The organism is Leptolyngbya sp. KIOST-1 (genome assembly GCF_000763385.1).
Lineage (GTDB): Bacteria > Cyanobacteriota > Cyanobacteriia > Phormidesmidales > Phormidesmidaceae > Nodosilinea.
The window spans coordinates 1,052,510-1,072,297 of sequence record NZ_JQFA01000002.1 but is presented as its reverse complement, the minus strand read 5'-3'; the positions used below and the strand labels follow the sequence as shown (position 1 = coordinate 1,072,297).

Here is a 19,788-nt window from a genome sequence, read left to right as displayed (position 1 = left end):
AGCGACCTGGCCAAGCCGGGTCGCTCTCGGTCTGAATGAGTTATGACTGGAGCGAAACAGGCCCGAGGCCGATCGCACAAGGGTTTGGCCCCCCGCCCTGAACCGTGAGGCCATCGTGGGACGGCCATCGTGGGATAGCCTTACTGGCTGTCCCCGGTTAGAGCTGCACAATATCCAGCCGCGAGGTGGCCAGGCGATCCATCCATCCGGCCAAAAACTGGTGGTTGGTGGCCTGCTCGGTGGGGTCAGGGGTGTCGGCGGGGTGGGGAAGCAGCCCCTGGAGCGAGGCGCTGGTTACGCAAAACATGGATTTTTGAAAGCTCTGGCAGATCTTCACCCGCACATCGTCAAGGCCGCGCCCCTGGGCCTGATAGAACGCTGTCAGATAGTCGGGCAGGAAGTGGCGCATGTCCTGCATCAGCAGCGTGGGAGGAATACCCGCACCGCCGATGGGCAGGGGGTCAGCGTAAAGCGCACCGTAGTCGAAGCGACCCTGATCGACCGAGATCTGGTTGGCCTGGGCGTTGTAGGAAACCGTGCCCAAAAACGGCGTGCCCCGGAAAAATACCGCTTCGACGTAGGGCACCGCCACGTCCATCAGAAAGGTCAGCCCCGCTGACTTGGGCAGCAGGTCATAGCGGCTGCCGCCGATCTCGACGCTGTAGGTGATGGGGTTGGCGGCGGCGGCGACCAGGCCGGCTTTGATAAACGCCACCACCTCAGGAATTGTGGTCACTTGGCCGGCATCGTAGGCATCGGACAGGTCGATGAACAGGTCGCTCATGACCCGCCAAAACTGGCCCAGGGCGCTGTAGTAGGCGAGCTGGCGCACCTGCTCGGGCAGAAAGTCAGAGAACAGCCGGTGGAGGCCCCCTATAACGGGGTTCGATTTGGTTTTAGCCGCGATCGCCGCCTGGCACCGCTGCAAAAAGTCGTCGCTGTCCAGGTAGGCGTCCATCTGGCCGCCGCCGTGCCAGAGCATGGTTTTCATGCAGTACTCGGCGTACTCAAAGTTGATGCGATCGTGCCACCAGTGGCGCAGCAGCTTTGGCAGGGTCACCTCGCCGTTAAAGTACTTAAAAAACGGAAACAGCACCAAAAACTGGTGATCGGCAATGTAGATCAGGTTTTTGGAGTAGGCGTCGAGCACGACCCCATAGCTCTTGAGAATGCCGACCACTTCCAGCACGTTGGTGTCAGAGTCGGGCAGCAGGGCCTCTGCCCCCAGCAGCTTTTGAATGAACGACTCAAGGGGGTGGGTGGCAGCGGTGGCGAGGGGTAGGGTTCTGGTCATGGCAATAGGACCTCGGCGCTAGGGTCGGCAAGGACAGGAGCAACCAGACTCGATCGGTCCCAATGGGGAGCGACTAAGCTGGTATTGGCCCCAGTGGCGGCTGGAGTGGCGGCTGGAGTGGCGGCTAGAGTGGCGGGTAGGGTGGCGGGGGTAAACGGAGTTTTCTCCACCACAAACCCCTGGTAGGGCTGGTGCAGCACCAGGGTGGTGTGCTCACTCCAGCGGGCCAGCCAGTTGGGCTGCAGCCCAAAGGTCACAATCAGGGCTGCCAGAGCCAGGGCAGGGGCGCGATCGCGCCAGCCCACCCGGGGCAGTTCGGGGTCTAGCTGGGGGGTAGGGCTCGGTGGGGCGATCGCCAGGCGGCCAAAAAAGGCCCGGTTGACCAGCAGCAAAAAGTACACCGCCGTCAGCCCTGAGCCCACCATGCACAGCAGGGTTTGGGTGGGGAAGATCAAAAAGCTGCCACGAAACACCAAAAATTCAGAAATAAAGCCCACCATACCGGGAATGCCAGCGCTGGCCATCACCCCCAGGATCATCATCGATCCCACAAAGGGCAGACCCCGCTCGGGGTTGAGCAGGCCGCGCAGCACCGTCAGGTCACGGGTGCCCGTGGTTTTGTACACCACCCCCACTAGCAAAAACAGCAGCGCCGAGATCAGCCCGTGGCTGATCATTTGAAACACGGTGGCCACAATGCTCACCGGGGTTGAGGCCGCCGCCGCCAGCAGCACGTAGCCCATGTGGCCGATCGAGCTGTAGGCGACCATCTTTTTCATGTCGGTCTGGGCGATCGCCGCCAGCGATCCGTACAGCACGCTCACCACCGCCCAGGTGGCCATCCAGGGAGCCAGCGCCATCCAGGCGTCGGGCAGCAGACCCAGCCCAAACCGCACCACGCCGTAGGTCCCCAACTTCAGCAGCACCCCCGCCAGCAGCACCGACACCGGAGTCGAAGCCTCGACGTGGGCATCGGGCAGCCAGGTGTGGAAGGGGAACAGGGGCACCTTAATGCCAAAGCCCACCAGCAGTGCCACCAGCAAAGTCACCTGCTGGGCCAGGGGCAGGGCGGCGGCCAGACCGCTGTCGTAGTCGAAGCTGGTGTTGCCCGACAGCCACACCAGGCCCAAAAACGCCCCCAGAATCAGTACCCCCGACAGGGCGGTGTAGATCAAAAACTTGGTGGCGGCATAGCCCCGCCGCGCCCCGCCCCAAATGGCGATCAGCAGGTACAGCGGAATCAGCTCCAGCTCGTAGAAGATAAAAAACAGCAGCAGGTTGGCGGCCAAAAACGCCCCGGCTACCGCGCTGTTAATCACCAGCAGGAGCACGTAGTAGAGCCGCACCCGGTGCAGCGTCGGGTCGGTAATGTAAATAGCCACCAGCCCCAGCAGGCTGTTCACCGCCAGCAGCGGCAGCGACAGACCGTCGAGTCCGAGCCGGTAGCTCAGGCCCAGGGGCTCAACCCAGGGCAGCAGCTCCTCAAACTGGAAGCCCGGCGTCGTCAGCTCAAACTGGGTCGCCAGCAGCCCCACCCAGCCCAGCGTCAAGACCAGGGCTACTCCACTGATCAGTTTGGCGGTTTTAGACTCAAGTTTGCTGGGCCACAGGCACAGCACCAGCGCCCCTACTAGCGGAATTAAAATCAGCGTGCTCAGCATGGCCAATCGTTACCAAAGCGTCCAGGTCATGAAAATTCCCAGTAGCCCTACCCCAGTGACAATGGTCAACAGGTAGAGCTGAGACTGGCCGGAGGCACTGTACTTGAGTCCCTCCCCGCCAAACAGAGAGGCCAGCCCCACCCCGTTCACCAGCCCGTCGACCACGTACTGGTCAAACCAGCTGCTCAACCGGGCCAGACCGGCCACCGCCGCCACTACCGTCTTGTCGTAGAGCCGCTCGGTGTAGAAATCGTAGGCCAGCAGGTCCTGGGCAATGCGCAGGGGGCGATTCAGCGATCGCGCCAGGGACTTAGACAGCGATACTCTGGCCCCGACGGCCACCCCCAACCAGCCCGACGCCAGCACCAGGGCGGCAATCGGCGGGTTGATGTATTCCCAGGGGGGCAGCAGCGCCAGCTGGCCCATAATCACGGGCACCAACAGCGTGACCACAGTCAGCGCCACCATCGGCACCGCCATCGGCCAGGGCACCTCCGGGGCGCGGCGAGTCTTGGGCTGAACATTGCCCAAAAAGACCAGGCGAAACACCCGCGTCAGGTTGAGGGCCGTCAGGGCATTGACCACAATAAACACGCCTGCCAGCAGGGGATAGTCCCGGCTGAGAAAATCGGCCCCCATCCGGAGGCCCCAAAAGCAGCCCAGGGGCAACACGCCCACCATGCCCAGCCCACCCACCACGTAGGCCAACGTGGTGGCCGGCATCTTTTTCCCCAGCCCCCCCAGCTCGGTCAGGTTCTGGCAGTTAGTGGTGGTGATAATTGACCCCACCGCCATAAAGATCAGCGCCTTGGCCACCGCGTGGGTGAGCAGCAGGGTAAACGCCACCCCGGGCCACTCGGTGCCGACCGCGATAAACACCAGCCCCAGGTAGGCGCTGGTGGAGTAGGAAAAGGTCCGCTTGAGATCCACCTGGGCCAGCGCCACCAGGGACGCTCCCACCGCCGTCACCGTACCCAGCGCTACCAAGGTGCCCAGGGCCACGGGCGACAGCACGACAATCGGCTGTAGCCGAATCAGCACGTAGGCCCCGCAGGTAACCACCACCGAATTCCTCAAAATAGAGGCGGGGTTAGGGCCTTCCATCGCCTCGTCGAGCCACAGGTGCAGCGGAAACTGAGCGCATTTGCCAATCGGTCCGGCGATCAGCGCTAGCCCCAGCAGGGTAGCCATAGTGGGTGAAAGCCCCTCCACCTTGACCCATTCGTACAGATCGTTAAAGTTGAGGCTGCCCGCCAGCGCCGCCAGGGCCACCACCCCCATCAGCAGCAGCACATCGCCAATGCGCTTGGTGAGAAAGGCATCCCGAGCCGCCGTGACCACCAGGGGCTGGGCATACCAGAAGCCAACCAGCAAGTAGGTCGACAGCGTCAGCATCTCCAGCAGCGAGTAGGAGACAAACAGCGACCCGCTCAGCACCAGCCCGCTCATGGCAGCTTCAAAGAAGCCCATCAGGGAATAGAACCGAGCCAAGGCCCAATCTTTTTCTAAGTAGCCCAGCGCAAACACCTGGGCCAGCAGGCTCAGGCCGGTAATCAGCTCTAGAGCCCCCAGGTTGAGCACCGAGATGTCCAGCGCCAGGGTTAGGTGCAGATCGGCAAAGTCAAACCACGGCAGCAGCAGCTCCTGCGAGCCTTGATTCCAAATCGCCCGAAAGGCGAGCAGCCCGTGACCAAACGCCAGCAGGGTCATGGCGATATTGAGGTACACCGCGGGCCGGGGGCCAGTGCGGCGCACCAACCCCGTTGACCAGGGCAACGACAGCAGCGCCCCAAGCAGGCCGTAAATCGGCAGGAGCCAGCTGGTCTCGACAAAAAACTGGGTCATTCCGACGCTCTCTGACAACACCTCATCCTTGTACTCGATGCACGAGATCTAGACCTTTGTGCTAGCGCTAGCTTTGCGCTAACCCCTACACCAGAGCCATTCTCTTGGCTCTTACTGCTGTGGGGTTGTGCTGCGGCCTGTGGACTAGCCCCGGCAAAAGCCGCCGTCATCCAGCCCGGGAGCAACACAAGTCCCAGAATCGTCTCGGCGCGATCGCCCCAAAAGTCAGGCCCCGCAACAGGCTAGTTGTGGTGGCAACAAAAACTCTCTGCTCAAAACCCCTGCCCAGAACAATCTGAGCAGATGCCCTCGAACGACAGTTCTACGACCCAGACCTAAGTCCTCTCGGCTTGACCAGCACCAAAATGGGGGTAAACCAGCCTCCAGTTCCCTTGGGACAGCGCTTTGTCTGATATTCTACCTGATTCCCCCTCGGCCTCCTGTCTATGGAGCAAGAGTTATGGCCCCAATTGAAGAAAAGGCTTAAAGCCGACGCTTAAAAAGCTAGAGTGGGCTGCCGGAGCCGATCGGCCTTGGGCTATCTAGCCTGGTTGTGAGTCATCACTCTCATCTGAGTGAGGATAGATTACGACAAAAAAAGCTTTGCATCATAAGCTTTAATAATATTCAACATTAGCAACAATCATTGGGGCTTATATTGCAAAAGTGACTACGGACACCTATGCTTAATCTGTCATCAAGAATTTTGGGCAATCCGGCGTTTTTTGCTTCCCAAAGGCGATTCCCGTTTTTTTATTTTCGGGATCTGTTTTTCGTGCCCAAAAGAACCTGGTGAAACGGGCCAGGTAAGACCAGGGTTGTCCAACTATATAAGGAGATTGCGGCTATGCCAATTGCTGTTGGAATGATTGAAACGCTCGGCTTCCCGGCGGTGGTGGAAGCGGCTGACGCGATGGTAAAAGCAGCCCGGGTCACCCTGGTGGGCTACGAGAAAATCGGCAGCGGGCGGGTAACGGTTATCGTGCGCGGCGATGTGTCTGAGGTTCAAGCCTCGGTGTCAGCAGGGATCGAGTCTGCCAAGCGGGTCAACGGTGGCGAAGTGCTCTCTACCCACATCATTGCTCGCCCCCACGAAAACCTGGAGTTTGTGCTGCCCATTCGCTACACCGAGGCCGTAGAACAGTTCAGAACCTAGGCCTAAAGAGTCCTGATTGGACTCCAGGTTCGTTGGTGTGAAAAGTATTTTGGCTAGTCCCAGTGTATTAGCATTCATCGGCGGATCTGAATCGGCGTTCGGTTAAGCGTTTCTATCTCTCAAAACAAAGTCTGAAAACAAAGGATACAAAAGAATGGCAATTGCTGTTGGCATGGTTGAAACGTTGGGCTTCCCCGCTGTGGTGGAAGCGGCTGACGCGATGGTAAAAGCCGCTCGGGTCACCCTGGTGGGCTACGAAAAAATTGGTAGCGGGCGCGTTACGGTAATTATCCGTGGCGATGTGTCTGAGGTTCAGGCGTCGGTTGCTGCGGGCATTGAGAACGTGAAGCGGGTCAACGGCGGGCAGGTGCTGTCCACCCACATCATTGCTCGCCCCCACGAAAACCTGGAGTTCGTGCTGCCTATTCGCTATACCGAGGCGGTTGAGCAGTTTAGAGAGAGCGTCAGCGGCATTCGCCCCTACGGCAGATAAGTCGCTATGCTCTTGGCTAAGGTTCGCGGCACGGTGGTCAGCACCTGCAAAGAGCCCAGCTTGAGTGGGGTTAAGTTTTTGCTGGTGCAACTTATTAGCGAAGCTGGCGACTTGCTGCCCGACTATACCGTTGCCGCCGATGTGGTGGGGGCCGGGCCTGGCGAATGGGTGTTGATCACCCAGGGTAGTGGGGCCCGCCAACACCAGGGCTACGAAGGTCGACCGGTGGATGCAGCCGTCATTGCTATTGTTGATACCGTCAGTCTCGACAGCGGCAATCTCTACAACAAGCGGGACGATTTTAGTTAGCTTTACCCAGGGATTTGTCCTGGGCGTGGGCTATGGTGACTCGGTGGTGCTGAAGGTTGGTTGGTCTGACCCTCTGGCCGCCTTGATTGAACAGCTGGAGGCAAGCAACTCAGGCTGTTTGATCGCTCAAGGGTTCTTTTGGAGGATGTGTAGCAATGGCGATCCGCACACCAGCGGCATCCCCGACTCAGGCGGCAGCTGTGGGGCAGGTGTCGGGGGCACTTGCTCCCCGAATACACCCTTTGGCTCAGGTGCACGGGCAGGTCATGGTAGATTCGGGGGCCACTCTGGCGGCTGGGGTAACGGTGCAGGCCGACCCCAGCGCTGTGGTGCGCCTCGGTGCCGCCAGCACATTGCAGGAGGGTACGACCATCTATGGTCGTACCCAGGGGCGAGTGCTGGGGGACGATCGCCAGGCCTACGCAGTCTGGGTAGGCGATCGCGCCTTCTTAGGCTACAAAGCCCTGGTCCAGAGCCCCGTCTACATCGGTGCCGACTGCTTTATTGGCTTTCGTTCCACGCTCTACAATGCCCGTCTGGGGGCTGGCTGTATCGTGATGATGCACGCCCTGGTGCAGGATGTCGCAGTGCCTCCGGGTAAGCTGGTGCCTTCCGGTTCGGTCATTACTCAGCAGCACCAAGCTGACAGGTTGCCCGACGTCGGCCCGACGGATCGAGCCTTGGTCAATGAGCTTTCCCAAACGTCGGGTGTTGTATCCCCGACCCCCTGGCGCGAGCCCCCCAGCTCCGCGTCCTCCGACCGCACAGCAGACTCAATCGCACGTGATGGATTTGGCACTATGACTTCTCAACTGCTACCCCCCGACGTTGTCCAGCGGGCCCGTCAGTATCTGGCCCAGGGCTTGACTATTGGTACCGAGCACGCCGACTCTCGCCGCTATCGCAGCGGCGTCTGGCAAACCTGTAGCCCGATTCAGTCCACCCGAGAGTCTGAGGTGTTGGCGGCCCTGGAAGCTTGCCTTTCTGAGCACTCTGGTGAGTACGTTCGCATGTTTGGCATTGACCCCAGGGCCAAGCAGCGGGTGGCTCCGATCACCATTCAACGGGCCGATGGCAAGCCAGTGGCGGTGGGCGGAGGCGTTACGGTGTCATCTCCATCCAGCAATGGGGCCTATCGCCCGGCACCATCTGCCTCCGCTGGTCCCCTTTCCCCTGAGGTGGTGCAGCAGGTGCGCCAGTATCTCAGCCAGGGTTACCGCATTGGTACCGAGCACGCCGATGCTCGCCGCTACCGCAGCAATGTTTGGCAAACCTGCACCCCCATCCAGTCCTCACGGGAGGGTGAGGTGTTTGCAGACCTAGAGCGCTGCCTGGCCGAGCACGCTGGCGAGTACGTGCGCCTGTTTGGCATTGATCCTCGGGCCAAAAGTCGGGTTGCTCCGATCACCATTCAGCGCCCCGATGGCAAACCCGTAGCGGGGGGTGGGTCCTCCACGGGCGGTTCCTCTGGCTCCACCTATGCGGCGTCCAGCAGCAACGGTGGCTCTGCCCAGGCGTCGGGTGATGTGGCTCAGCAGGTGCGTCAGTGGCTTAACCAGGGCTATCACATCGGGGCCGAGCACGCCGATGCCCGCCGCTACAAGAGCAATGTGTGGCAGTCCTGCACCCCCATTACCAGCACCCGCGATGGCGATGTGATGGCGGCGATCAACACCTGTATGTCCGAGCATCCCAACGAGTACGTGCGAGTGTTTGGCATTGACCCTAAAGCCAAGCGTCGGGTTTCGGCTGTGACCGTGCAGCGGCCTGGTGCCAAGGGGGCGGCCCCGGCACCCTCCTACTCAGCGCCGGCTGCTCGCCCCTCGGGGGGCAATGGCTCTGCGCCCATGGGCGGACTCTCTCAGGATCTGGTGCAGCAGGTGAACCAGCTGATCAATCAGGGCTACCGGCTCAGTCTGGAGCATGCCGATGTGCGCCGCTACCGCAGCGGGGCCTGGCAGACGGCTGGAGCCCTGGAGGGCAGCCGCACCTCTGACGTACTTGCGGCTTTGGAGTCTCAGCTGCGCCACCACTCGGGCGAATATGTGCGGCTGATTGGCATTGACCCTAGGGTGAAGAAGCGAGTGCTCGAAGCGACGATTCAGCGTCCCTGACCCTGCTAGGTTCTTCTGAGGCAAAGATCTTTGACCGTGGCAGTACCCGCCCAGGCTAGCAATCTGTCTACCAGTTACCACACCCAGGGGCATGTGGATGTGGCACCGGGGGTGGCGGTGGCTCCCGGGGTCTTGCTGGGGGCGGCTCCGGGCTGTCGTTTGGTGATTGCCGCCGGGGTTTGTTTGGGGGCTGATGTGGTGGTGCAGGCCTCTCAGGGTGACCTGGTGCTGGAGCCGGGGGTAAGTCTGGGCAGCGGCGTGCTGGTGGTCGGCCACGGCTCCATCGGACAGCACACCTGCATTGGCGCCAACAGCACCCTGCTCAATCCCTGCCTGGGGCCAGCTCAAGTTGTCGCTCCGGGCTCTCTGGTGGGCGATCCCAGCCAGACTCAGGAGCAGCAGTCTGCTGCGGGGAATGAGGGAAACGGCGGCGGACAGGGGCAATTGCGCCCCTGGGAGGTGATGGAAAGTTCTAACCATGGCACCGGGGCTACCCAAAGCGGTCCGAACCCAGGCGAAAACGCCCAAAATGGCCATAGCTCAAATGGCCATGCTGCCAGTGGCCATGCCCTCACCGGCTCCTCAATCTACGGCAAGGCCCAGGTCAACCGTCTGCTGGCAACCCTGTTTCCCCACCGTCAGGCTTTGAATGGCGCTACCCCAGAGGACAGGCCGTAGAATGGAGAGGCAGACATCCCTGTGCAGAGGCACCCTATGCAACCCGACGGCAAACTAGCCTCGCCCCTTGAGCTCAAGTCCGGCACGCCCAAGCGGCTGACCCTGGCGACGCCCGCCCCCAGGTCAACGGCAGCTCAGCGGCGTGATACCTATCGGGGGGCTGCCCTGGGTATGGTGTCCACCGAGAGTTTTCCAGCCGTGGTCGGTACCGCTGACGCCATGCTCAAAGCCGCCAATGTGCTGTTGGTGGGCTACGAAAAGACTGGCGGGGGCCACTGCACCGCCATCGTGCGTGGCGGTGTTGCCGATGTCCGGATGGCGGTAGAGGCCGGGGTTGAAACGGCCCAGGAGTTTGGTCAGTTTGTCTCCTCGAGCCTGATTCCGCGCCCTTTGCCCAACCTGGAGGCGGTCCTTCCCATCTGCGCCCGCTGGGATGAGCTGCGCAGCGAGGCCGGAGGCAAACTGGGCAGTCAGGCCATTGGGCTGCTCGAAACGCGAGGTTTCCCGGCCATGGTGGGAGCCGCCGACGCCATGACCAAGAGCGCCGATGTGCAGCTCATGTCCCATGAAGCCATTGGCGAAGGCCTCTGCACAATTTTGATTCGCGGATCGCTGCCCAACGTGGCGATCGCCATTGAAGCCGGCATGCACGAAGCCGAGCGCATCGGCGAACTTCACGCCGTTATGGTCATCCCGCGCCCCCTCGACGATCTGGTCGAATCGCTGCCGGTAATGGAGCAGGAGCAGGAGCAGCCCGAACCCCTGCGGATTCCCCTCAATCTGGAGGTCAAGCAAGAGGTTGCCGAAGCCGAGCCAGTGCTGCTTGAAGCCGCCGCTACAGAGGTCGAACCCATTGCCCTGGAACTGACCGTGGAGGAGCGCGAGCTGGCTGACGAAGAGTTATAGGGCAATGGGAATTGGGTGAGTGGATGAGTGGATGAGGACGAATTTTTACCCACCCATCTTCAGCACCCACCCACCCTCTCACCTACCCCACCTGTCCCTCCCACTCCTTCAACACTTTCCAAACCTGATCCACCAGATCCTCCGCCTCGGCATCAAACCACTGCACCGCTGCCCGGTTGCGAAACCAGGTGCGTTGGCGCTTGGCAAATTGGCGGGTGTGCTGCACGATTTCGGCCTGGGCAGTGGCCAGGGAGCTATCTCCTTGCAGGTAGCGCAGCATTTCGGCGTAGCCCAGAGTTTGCAGCAGCGGCAGGTCGGGGCCGTAGGTTTGGCTCAGCTCGGTGACTTCGGCCACGAACCCGGCGTCAACCATGGCTTGGGTCCGCTGGGCGATGCGGCGCTCTAGAGCCACAGCCTCGCAGTCCAGGCCCAGGTACAGCACCGGATAGTCAGGGGGGGCTTCCCCCTGGAGGGCAGACATCGGCTGCCCGGTGACGTAGCAGACCTCCAGGGCGCGTGCAGTGCGCACCGGGTCGTGGGGATGAATGCGCTGTGCCGCCGCCGGGTCCAGCGCCTGGAGCAGAGCGTAGCAGTGGGACTGACCCAGGTCATTTAACTGCTGGCGCAGGGCCGGCTGGGGGGCCACAGGCGGAATCCGCAGCCCTTTGATCACAGCATCAATATAGAGTCCGGTGCCCCCGACCAGCAGCGGCATCGCTTCGCCCTGGACATGCAGGGTGTGAATGAGCGCCTGGGCCTGGGCCTGGTACTGGGCCAGGGTCAAAGTTTCGGTGGGGGCGCAGATATCAATTAAATAGTGGGGGACTTGTTCGCGATCGCGGGCGGAAGGTTTTGCGGTGCCAATATCAAACTCTCGGTATACTTGTCGGGAGTCGGCGCTGAGAATGACGCCCCCGTGATTTTCAGCCAGCAGGCGCTGGGCGAGGGCCAGGGCCAGGGATGACTTGCCCGTAGCGGTGGCTCCGCCAATCACCAGCAGGAATGGTACTATTGAACTGATATTGGCTTGGGGTTGGAGCGGTGATTTTAGCTGAGAAAAAAATGTTGATTGCATCCCTGCTCCATTCTTCGCCTGAAGCCGCTCTAGAATCCGCTGTGGCGGCTTTGTGCTATAATTTTCTAGTGTTTTAGTCTACTGGGTAGCCGGATGGCCTTAGGCCCATTTTTGGAGCGTACAACATGACAACCAACTACGGTGCTGAGCAGATTCAGGTTCTGGAGGGGCTTGAGCCTGTTCGTAAACGTCCAGGCATGTACATCGGCAGCACTGGGCCCCGTGGTCTCCATCACCTAGTGTACGAGGTTGTCGACAACTCGGTGGATGAAGCCCTGGCGGGCCACTGCGACAGCATCGATATTTCTCTCAACGCCGACGGCTCGGTCAGCGTCACCGACAACGGACGCGGCATTCCCACCGACATTCACCCCCGCACGGGCAAGTCTGCCCTTGAAACGGTGATGACCGTGCTCCACGCCGGGGGCAAGTTTGGCGGCGGCGGCTACAAGGTCTCCGGCGGTCTCCACGGCGTCGGCATCTCCGTGGTCAACGCCCTGTCGGAGTGGGTCGAGGTCACCGTGTGGCGCGAGGGCAAAGAGCACCTGCAGCGGTTTGAGCGCGGCATTCCCGTCGGCGATCTGCGGGTTGAGAAAATCGCCGAAAAGCGCCAGGGCACCTCGGTGACGTTTTTGCCCGACACCCAGATCTTTCACACCGGCATTGAGTTCGACTACGACACCCTGGCCAGCCGTGTGCGGGAGCTGGCCTACCTGAATGCGGGCATTCGGGTCGTGTTTACCGACTATCGGCTGGAGCTGATCAAGTCCGGCGAGCCCAGGGTCTCAACCTATTTCTACGAAGGCGGCATCAAGGAGTACGTCCAGTACATCAACAGCGACAAGCAGCCCATCCACGACGAGATTATCTACATCTCCTCCGAGCGCGACGGGGTGCAGGTGGAGGCGGCGCTCCAGTGGTGCGTCGACGCCTACTCCGACAATCTGCTGGGCTTCGCCAACAACATTCGCACCATCGACGGCGGCACCCACCTGGAGGGGCTGAAGGCGGTGCTGACCCGCACCCTCAACACCATCAGCCGCAAGCGCAACAAACGCAAAGAGGCCGAGTCCAACCTGGCGGGGGAAAACATCCGCGAGGGACTGACGGCGATTATCTCGGTGAAGGTGCCCGACCCCGAATTTGAGGGCCAAACCAAGACCAAGCTGGGCAACACTGAGGTGCGCGGCATCGTCGATTCTTTGGTGGGCGAGGCGCTGACGGAGTACCTCGACTTTCACCCCAACGTGGCCGATGCCATTCTGGAAAAGGCGATTCAGTCGTTTAATGCTGCCGAGGCAGCCCGGCGAGCGCGGGACCTGGTGCGGCGCAAGTCGGTGCTGGAGTCGTCCACGCTGCCCGGCAAGCTGGCCGACTGCAGCAGCCGTGACCCTGGCGAGTCTGAGATCTTCATTGTGGAAGGGGACTCGGCGGGCGGTAGCGCCAAGCAGGGGCGCGATCGCCGTTTCCAGGCCATTCTGCCCCTGCGGGGCAAGATCCTCAACATCGAGAAGACCGACGACTCCAAGATTTATAAAAACACCGAGATCCAGGCGCTGATCACCGCTCTGGGCATGGGTATCAAGGGCGAAGAGTTCGACTCGTCCCAGCTGCGCTACCACCGCATCTGTCTGATGACCGACGCCGACGTGGACGGGGCCCACATTCGCACCCTGCTGCTCACCTTCTTTTACCGCTACCAGCGGGACCTGGTGGACCAGGGCTATGTGTACATCGCCTGCCCCCCCCTCTACAAGGTGGAGCGGGGCCGCAACCACTGGTACTGCTACAACGAGCGCGAGCTGCAAAACCTGATCACCAACGAGTTTCCGGCCAACGCCAACTACACGGTGCAGCGGTTTAAGGGTCTCGGCGAAATGATGCCCCAGCAGCTGTGGGAGACCACCATGGACCCTGCCACCCGAACCATGAAGCGAGTGGAGATCGAGGATGCCGCCGAGGCCGATCGCATCTTTACGATTCTGATGGGCGATCGCGTGGCTCCCCGCCGCGAGTTCATCGAAACCTACGGTCCTCGCATGAAGCTGGAAGACCTCGACATCTAGCCGCCGCTAGTTGGGTTGCCAGTCGGACAGGCTGGTCGGCCAGGTGGCCTGCTCTAGCAGTGGCTCCAGCCCCTCGGCCACCCGGTCGGCCAGGATCCGGTGGCCAGCCTGGTTGGGGTGAATGCGGTCGTACAGGTAGCGGGTGTCGTTGAGCCCTTCCAGCACGCCAGGGATGAGATGGGCCTGGGTCTCGTTGGCGACTCGCTGGTACAGGGCTTCGTAGTCGCCGTTGAAGGGGTAGACATTCATCCCCAAGATCACCACGATTGCCCCCTGCTGCTGGAGCTGGGTGACAATGTCGCGCAGATTTTCCTCGGTTTGGGCGATCGGCACCTGGCGCAGGTAGTCGTTGCCACCCAGGCCCACCATAACCAGCCAGGGATTGGCCGGGATCACCTCTTGCGGCAATCGATTTAAAGCCGTTCCGGTGGTGTCGCCCCCCCGGCCCAAATTGACAATGGGAAGGTCCAGGGTCTGGCTGAGCTGGTTGGGATAGGCGGCCTCGGGCCCCACCCCCGCCCCCGCCGTAATACTGTCACCAAAGGCAACAATTTGCTCTCCGGTGCCGCGATTCAGGTTGCTGACCTCGAGGCTAGGGGCACTGCTCGGCTGGGTGACGATGGGCTGATCGACGGGGGGAGTCGCAACCGGGCCCTGGGGGCGATCGCACCCAGCTAAAACCAGCAGTCCAATTCCTGCACCCACAGACCAGGCGGTTATTTTTTCTCTCATGGACAGGACTTAGCAGGGACAAAAAAATAGGACACCATGCCGTGACGGTGTCCTCAAGCGATGGGCGATCGCACAGGCGATCGCTACGGATAGCCCTGGCCCAGTCGCTAGCTGTCGGCGGTACCAACCAGTTTTACCTTTTTGGCCAGCCCTACCGCCTCTAGAAAACGGATGGTCATCCAGGTGATGTCAATCTCCCACCAGTTCAGGCCGTGGCGCGCCGAGTACTGGTAGGCGTGGTGGTTGTTGTGCCAGCCCTCACCGTAGGTCAGCACGGCCACCCACCAGCAGTTGGTCGATTTGTCGTCGGTTTCAAAGCTGCGGTAGCCAAACTTGTGGGTGGCGCTGTTGACCAACCAGGTGCAGTGGTAAACTGCCACCAGCCGCACAAACACACCCCAGAGCACGAAGGGCCAACCGCCCAGAAGGTACAGGACTACTCCCAACGCAATTTGCAGCGGCAGAAAGAACCGCTCGCAGAACAGGTAGAACGGATCGTCCTTAATATCGCGAATGAATCGAGAGACCTCGTCTTTGGCCGGCACGTCTCGCAGCATCCAGCCCATATGACTCCACCAGAAGCCTTTGTTGGAGTCGTGATGGTCCAGACTTTTGTCGGAGTAAGCGTGGTGATGGCGATGCAGACCCACCCACATGATGGGGCCGTGCTGACAGGCCAGGGTACCGCAAAAGACGAAGAAATACTCTAGCCACTTGGGCACCGTGAAGCTGCGGTGGGAGACCAGGCGGTGCCAGCCCAGGGTGATGCCGAGGCAGCCCGTAAACCAGTGCAGCAGCAGTGCCACACCGATCGCCGCCCAGGAGAAATTGCTGGGCAAAAAGGCCAACGCAGCCATGCTGTGGACAGCGATCATAAATAGGAGGGTGACCCAATCGCGGGACAAACGCTCAGTAGTTACAGCAGTCATGCAGAAATCTCAGAAATTGGACAGAGGCTCGAACAAGACCTTTAGATAAGAATTTTGCTCAAGCGGAGTAAATATGGGGGAGAATAATTACCCCTGTTTCTTAACGGAAAAATTTAACCATTGCAACAATCAAACCCAAAAATGCCGCCAGAATCTGTACTTCTTCCGATTTTTTATGGAATTGACGCCCAGGTCAAGCAGAACCTGGAGCGGGTACTGGCGGCATTCAGGCGGCACCGGGTAGGGAGCCACCACTTCAGTAGTGTATCGGGCTACGGTCACGACGACATCGGCCGAGATACCTTCGATCGCGTGTTTGCCGACGTTATGGGAGCAGAGGCGGCGCTGGCGCGATCGCAGTTTGTCTCTGGCACCCACGCGATCGCCTGTGCCCTGTACGGCGTGCTGCGCCCTGGCGATGAAATGCTGGCGGTAGCAGGTACCCCCTACGACACCCTGGAGGAAGTGATTGGTATTCGAAGCGCAGGCCAGGGGTCCTTAGCTGAGTTTGGGGTGTCCTATCGAGAGTTACCGCTGAGCCCCACCCACGGAATCGACTGGACGGCCCTGGCTAACGCAGTCAGACCCAATACCCGACTGGTCCATATCCAGCGATCCTGCGGCTACAGTTGGCGCTCAACCCTCACCATAGCCGAAATCGAAAAAATCGTGCGATCGGTCAAGGCCCAGAAACCCGACGTGGTCTGTTTTGTCGACAACTGCTACGGCGAATTTTTAGAAGACCGTGAGCCCACCGCCGTCGGGGCCGACCTAATCGCCGGTTCCCTGATCAAAAACCCCGGCGGCACAATTGCCCCTACGGGGGGGTACGTAGCGGGTCGCGCGGATCTGGTGGCCGCCGCCGCCTGCCGCCTCACTGCCCCCGGCATTGGGGCCAGCGGCGGGTCCAGCCTGAACCAAAACCGCCTGCTGTACCAGGGCCTGTTTTTGGCTCCTCAAATGGTGGGCGAGGCCATGAAGGGCAACTACCTGCTGGCGGCTACCTTTGAGGCCCTGGGCTATCCCGTCAACCCCGCGCCCACTGTCCCCCAGCGCGATGTCATCCAGGCCATTCGCCTGGGCTCGTCGGCAAAACTGATCGCCTTCTGTAAGGCGGTGCAGGCCCATTCCCCCATCGATGCCTACGTAGAACCGGTGCCCGCCGCCATGCCCGGCTACGACAGCCAACTGGTGATGGCCGGGGGCACCTTTATCGACGGCAGCACCTCAGAACTCTCCGCCGATGGCCCCCTGCGGGAACCCTACACCGTCTATTGCCAGGGCGGCACCCACTGGACCCATGTGGCGCTGGCGGTAGAGGCCGCTGTCGAGGCGATCGGAGTGCTGTAGAACGGAGTGCTGTAGAACGGAGCGCTGTAGAAAAGCGCTGGGGGCAATGGATTGTGGTCCATTGCCCCCAGCGCTTTCAAAGCAAAGGGTTATTGCGTCAGACTTATTGCGTCAGACTTAGCTGTGGCCGCCGCTGACCAGGGTGGTCAAAATTGGCATGTTGGCCGCCAGCAGGTAGGCAAAGGTAGCTCCACCAATGCCACCAATTAGAAAGCCGCCCGCAAACTCGCTCCAGCCCTCGTTGGTTTCCAGGGTGGCGGGGGGAGTGAAGGGGGTGGTGGTTTTGGTGACCGAGGTGTTGACGCCAGCGCCGGAATACAGCGATAGGCAGGCGGTCAGGATGACAATCAGACCGGCGGCGCTGAGTAGACCGGCCAGACCGGGAATCTCAGAGTCGCGCAGGGGACCGAGCAGGGCAAAGGGGCCGTAGAGGAAATAGCCGTGGGCCATGCCAATCTCAAGGCCGCGGCGCTGGGGCGAGAGACCAGCCCGGTAGGCAGGCAGGTTGCCAATGAAGGCCTTGGAAAACGCAGAGGAATTGATCGGCGTTTCTAAATTGCCAATCTGAGGATCCCCAGCGGGCTGAATAGCTTCTGTCATAGGGGGTTTCTCCAACTCAAATAAGGTCACAGCAACTGTTGTCACGCCCTAGGGGTGCAGCAGCAAATCGGGAAAGAAGCGGTTGAACTCAATCAAAATACCGGCGGTAACCACCATCCACACCGTGGCCAGCACGGGGGCAGAGGACAGATACCGAAGCAGATTGTTGTCCATGACTAATTAGTTCTCCTGGATCGTGTAGTTTGGGCAGGTAGAGAGGCTACCTAGCGAGGAGATACGGTGATCTCATCGTCTTTGGCGAACATGGCACCGCTGGCAATATCTTTGAAGGCGGTCAGGGGCCAGGCAAACCCAGTCAACATACACTTGATGGCCAGGGGCACATCGATGATGATCTCTTTGTCTTCGGGGTTCTTTTGACCGCGGACCGTAATCAGGTAGGCCCGACCTACCCAGCCAATCCAACCTGCAATATATAGAAACAGCAGGCTAGGAATCAGGAACTCACCAGCGTGGGCCAGATCGCCATCTACCACCAGGTGGGGCAGGCCGTCGCTGCCGCACAGCAGCGTGGAGCTGCCGTAAAAGTCAAAGCGAGCCTTTGCCGAAGGGGTTTTGGCATCGGCAGCCCGCTTTAGAAAGGCTTCGTTTTGGCCACAGGGGGTCAGCCCTGCCACGTTGTCGCCAGCCAGGCTAGCGGAGGCCGGGGGAGCAAACCCGAACCAGAGAAACACTACAAGCGCTACAGCAAAAAACCGTCGCATAAACCGTTCCTTTTAAGTACCTAAGAAACTGGGGCGATTTGAACGTAAAGTTAAGTTTTTTGAACGAAAATTCACCCAACTTGGTCGCCATAATACCCCGCAGCCGAACCCCCGTAAAGCTAAGATCGGTGGGGTGTTTACATCTCTACAAATTCTGGCTGGGCTGACTTTACGTTCTTCTGCGGCGGCAACTCCATGGCGACAATTCTGGCTCTAGAGACAAGCTGTGATGAGACGGCGGTGGCGGTGGTTCGCGATCGCACCGTTTTGAGCACCGTCGTCGCTTCCCAAATCGACATTCACCAGCCCTACGGCGGCATTGTGCCCGAGGTGGCCTCGCGGTACCACGTCGCCACCCTGGGCGAGGGCCTACGCGTGGCCCTGGAGCAGGCTGGGCTGGGTTGGGCCGAGATCGACGCCGTGGCAGCCACCTGTGCGCCGGGCCTGGTGGGGGCGCTGCTGGTGGGGCTGACCGCCGGTAAAACTCTGGCCATGGTGCACCAAAAGCCTTTTCTGGGGGTCCACCACCTGGAGGGGCACATCTACGCCAACTACCTGGCCAGCCCCGATCTCCAGCCGCCCTACCTGTGCCTGCTGGTCTCCGGTGGCCACACCAGCTTGATCTACGTCAAAGCCTGTGGTCAGTACCAGACCCTGGGGCAAACCCGTGACGATGCGGCAGGGGAAGCCTTTGACAAAGTGGCCCGCCTGCTGGGGTTGGGCTACCCCGGTGGCCCGGCGATCGACAAGCTGGCGAAACTCGGGAACCCTAACGCCTTTGCCCTGCCGGAAGGAAACATTTCGCTCCCCGAAGGGGGCTTTCACCCCTATGACTCCAGCTTTAGCGGCCTTAAAACAGCGGTGCTGCGGCTGGTGGAAAAGCTCAACGCCGATGGGGTAGAGCCGCTGCCCATCGCTGACCTGGCCGCCAGCTTTCAGGCTACCGTAGCCCGTAGCCTGACCCGGCGGGTGGTGGCCTGTGCCCAGGCCTACGGCCTGACCACCGTGGCGGTGGGGGGCGGGGTGGCGGCCAATAGCGGTCTGCGCCAGCAGCTTCAGCAAGCGGCTGCAACCCACGGCCTGCGGGTGATTTTTCCGCCCCTCAGTCTGTGTACCGACAATGCCGCCATGATCGGCTGCGCTGCCGCCGACCACTTCAACCATGGGCACGAATCGAGCCTGGCGTTGGGAGCGCAGTCGCGGCTCGATCTGGCCCGGGTGATGGGCCTCTACGATCGCAGCTCAGGCGACCTCAACCCTGCCGGCCCAGACCAGGGGCTTGGCGCTACACTGGGATAGCAACTGGGATAGCAACAGCCCAATCGGCTGTGGTGCTGCCGTTGTCAACTTCAGTTTCAGCTTTTGGATGCGCTCTATGGTTCAACTCCACCCATGGCGACGCTGGCCCCAGGTTTTGGGGCTCGGCGGTGTGGCGTTAGGGGCGCTACTGTTTGGCTGTAGCCCCCAACCCCAGGTTAGTAATCCGGAGGTGAGCTACGAAGGTCAGCTGGCCCAGCACCTCACCACCACCGGTGGCGTGATGTACGGGGCCTACTGGTGCCCCCACTGTGCCGACCAACTGGCAATGTTCCAGGCGTCGGTGGATCGGGTGCCCTACGTGGAATGTGCCGCCGATGGCAACAACCCCCAACCTGAACTCTGCAAACAGAGAGGCATTCGGGGCTACCCCACCTGGGAAATTGGCGGTCAGCTGTATCCAGGGGTGCGATCGCTGGACGAGTTGGCCAATCTATCGGGCTTTTCGCCTCCTCCCTAGGGCTTTTGCGCTCCGGTCCCGCCCGTCCTCTATACCGTCGTTCGATTTCTGCTCCAGTCTCTTTAGCCGCTGTACAGC

The 19,788-nt window shown here is 60.8% G+C and carries 19 protein-coding genes; 10 read left to right on the top strand and 9 right to left on the bottom strand.

Going from position 1 to position 19,788, the window contains the following annotated elements; genetic code table 11:
* Positions 1-157: 157 nt before the first annotated feature.
* From NF78_RS04820 to NF78_RS04810, 3 genes are read right to left on the bottom strand one after another with little or no spacing between them, the layout of a single operon-like run.
* On the bottom strand, positions 158-1,294 hold the full coding sequence (locus tag NF78_RS04820) for a CO2 hydration protein (protein ID WP_035985111.1): 1,137 nt from the start codon (positions 1,292-1,294) through the stop codon (positions 158-160).
* Positions 1,291-2,955, bottom strand: a complete 1,665-nt coding sequence (locus NF78_RS04815; RefSeq protein WP_035985110.1) for an NADH-quinone oxidoreductase subunit M — start codon at positions 2,953-2,955, stop codon at positions 1,291-1,293. The genes NF78_RS04820 and NF78_RS04815 overlap by 4 nt, the downstream gene beginning before the upstream one ends.
* A gap of 9 nt (positions 2,956-2,964) precedes the next feature.
* Complete coding sequence (locus NF78_RS04810) at positions 2,965-4,800, bottom strand: NAD(P)H-quinone oxidoreductase subunit F (protein ID WP_035985108.1); 1,836 nt, start codon at positions 4,798-4,800, stop codon at positions 2,965-2,967.
* An 847-nt stretch (positions 4,801-5,647) separates the two neighbouring features.
* Between NF78_RS04810 and NF78_RS04805 the strand changes: the two genes are divergently transcribed.
* From NF78_RS04805 to NF78_RS04780, 6 genes are all read left to right on the top strand, one after another.
* The gene (locus NF78_RS04805) at positions 5,648-5,956 is read left to right on the top strand and encodes a carbon dioxide-concentrating mechanism protein CcmK (RefSeq protein ID WP_035985107.1); all 309 of its coding nucleotides are present in this window, start codon (positions 5,648-5,650) and stop codon (positions 5,954-5,956) included.
* A 154-nt stretch (positions 5,957-6,110) separates the two neighbouring features.
* Positions 6,111-6,449, top strand: a complete 339-nt coding sequence (locus NF78_RS04800) for a carbon dioxide-concentrating mechanism protein CcmK (RefSeq protein ID WP_017296879.1) — start codon at positions 6,111-6,113, stop codon at positions 6,447-6,449.
* Between the two features lie 6 nt (positions 6,450-6,455).
* On the top strand, positions 6,456-6,758 hold the full coding sequence (locus tag NF78_RS04795) for a EutN/CcmL family microcompartment protein (RefSeq protein WP_035985106.1): 303 nt from the start codon (positions 6,456-6,458) through the stop codon (positions 6,756-6,758).
* Positions 6,759-6,913: 155 nt separating this feature from the next.
* Complete coding sequence (locus tag NF78_RS04790; protein WP_035985105.1) at positions 6,914-8,872, top strand: ribulose bisphosphate carboxylase small subunit; 1,959 nt, start codon at positions 6,914-6,916, stop codon at positions 8,870-8,872.
* A gap of 30 nt (positions 8,873-8,902) precedes the next feature.
* Positions 8,903-9,550: a hypothetical protein gene (locus NF78_RS04785; protein WP_035985104.1), complete on the top strand. Its 648-nt coding sequence runs from the start codon at positions 8,903-8,905 to the stop codon at positions 9,548-9,550.
* A gap of 36 nt (positions 9,551-9,586) precedes the next feature.
* A complete protein-coding gene (locus NF78_RS04780) occupies positions 9,587-10,456 on the top strand; it encodes a BMC domain-containing protein (RefSeq protein WP_072015973.1) in 870 nt (289 codons plus the stop codon).
* Between the two features lie 82 nt (positions 10,457-10,538).
* On the opposite strand, the gene miaA is transcribed toward NF78_RS04780, so the two are convergent.
* The gene (gene miaA, locus NF78_RS04775) at positions 10,539-11,531 is read right to left on the bottom strand and encodes a tRNA (adenosine(37)-N6)-dimethylallyltransferase MiaA (protein WP_081972508.1); all 993 of its coding nucleotides are present in this window, start codon (positions 11,529-11,531) and stop codon (positions 10,539-10,541) included.
* Positions 11,532-11,656: 125 nt separating this feature from the next.
* On the opposite strand from miaA, the gene gyrB reads away from it, so the two are divergent.
* Positions 11,657-13,597 carry a DNA topoisomerase (ATP-hydrolyzing) subunit B gene (gene gyrB / locus NF78_RS04770; protein ID WP_035985103.1) on the top strand — a complete coding sequence of 647 codons (1,941 nt, stop codon included), beginning with the start codon at positions 11,657-11,659 and terminating at the stop codon, positions 13,595-13,597.
* 6 nt (positions 13,598-13,603) lie between these two features.
* On the opposite strand, the gene NF78_RS29045 is transcribed toward gyrB, so the two are convergent.
* The gene (locus NF78_RS29045) at positions 13,604-14,329 is read right to left on the bottom strand and encodes a GDSL-type esterase/lipase family protein (protein WP_081972507.1); all 726 of its coding nucleotides are present in this window, start codon (positions 14,327-14,329) and stop codon (positions 13,604-13,606) included.
* Positions 14,330-14,436: 107 nt separating this feature from the next.
* Positions 14,437-15,258 carry an acyl-CoA desaturase gene (locus NF78_RS04760; protein ID WP_035985102.1) on the bottom strand — a complete coding sequence of 274 codons (822 nt, stop codon included), beginning with the start codon at positions 15,256-15,258 and terminating at the stop codon, positions 14,437-14,439.
* A gap of 141 nt (positions 15,259-15,399) precedes the next feature.
* Between NF78_RS04760 and NF78_RS04755 the strand changes: the two genes are divergently transcribed.
* Positions 15,400-16,608, top strand: coding sequence for an aminotransferase class I/II-fold pyridoxal phosphate-dependent enzyme (locus NF78_RS04755; protein ID WP_035985101.1), 1,209 nt, complete (start codon positions 15,400-15,402; stop codon positions 16,606-16,608).
* A gap of 117 nt (positions 16,609-16,725) precedes the next feature.
* Here the strand turns inward: NF78_RS04755 and NF78_RS04750 are convergent, their stop codons facing one another.
* Genes NF78_RS04750 through NF78_RS04740 form a run of 3 tightly spaced genes read right to left on the bottom strand, consistent with a single transcriptional unit; the run spans position 16,726 to position 17,933 of the window.
* A complete protein-coding gene (locus NF78_RS04750) occupies positions 16,726-17,208 on the bottom strand; it encodes a photosystem I reaction center subunit XI (protein ID WP_035985100.1) in 483 nt (160 codons plus the stop codon).
* Positions 17,209-17,256: 48 nt separating this feature from the next.
* The gene (gene psaJ / locus NF78_RS04745; protein ID WP_035985099.1) at positions 17,257-17,382 is read right to left on the bottom strand and encodes a photosystem I reaction center subunit IX; all 126 of its coding nucleotides are present in this window, start codon (positions 17,380-17,382) and stop codon (positions 17,257-17,259) included.
* Positions 17,383-17,432: 50 nt separating this feature from the next.
* Positions 17,433-17,933: a photosystem I reaction center subunit III gene (locus tag NF78_RS04740; protein WP_035985098.1), complete on the bottom strand. Its 501-nt coding sequence runs from the start codon at positions 17,931-17,933 to the stop codon at positions 17,433-17,435.
* A 195-nt stretch (positions 17,934-18,128) separates the two neighbouring features.
* On the opposite strand from NF78_RS04740, the gene tsaD reads away from it, so the two are divergent.
* Complete coding sequence (tsaD, locus tag NF78_RS04735) at positions 18,129-19,232, top strand: tRNA (adenosine(37)-N6)-threonylcarbamoyltransferase complex transferase subunit TsaD (protein WP_052049804.1); 1,104 nt, start codon at positions 18,129-18,131, stop codon at positions 19,230-19,232.
* 76 nt (positions 19,233-19,308) lie between these two features.
* Positions 19,309-19,710: a hypothetical protein gene (locus NF78_RS04730; RefSeq protein WP_156119650.1), complete on the top strand. Its 402-nt coding sequence runs from the start codon at positions 19,309-19,311 to the stop codon at positions 19,708-19,710.
* The last annotated feature ends 78 nt before the right edge of the window (positions 19,711-19,788 follow it).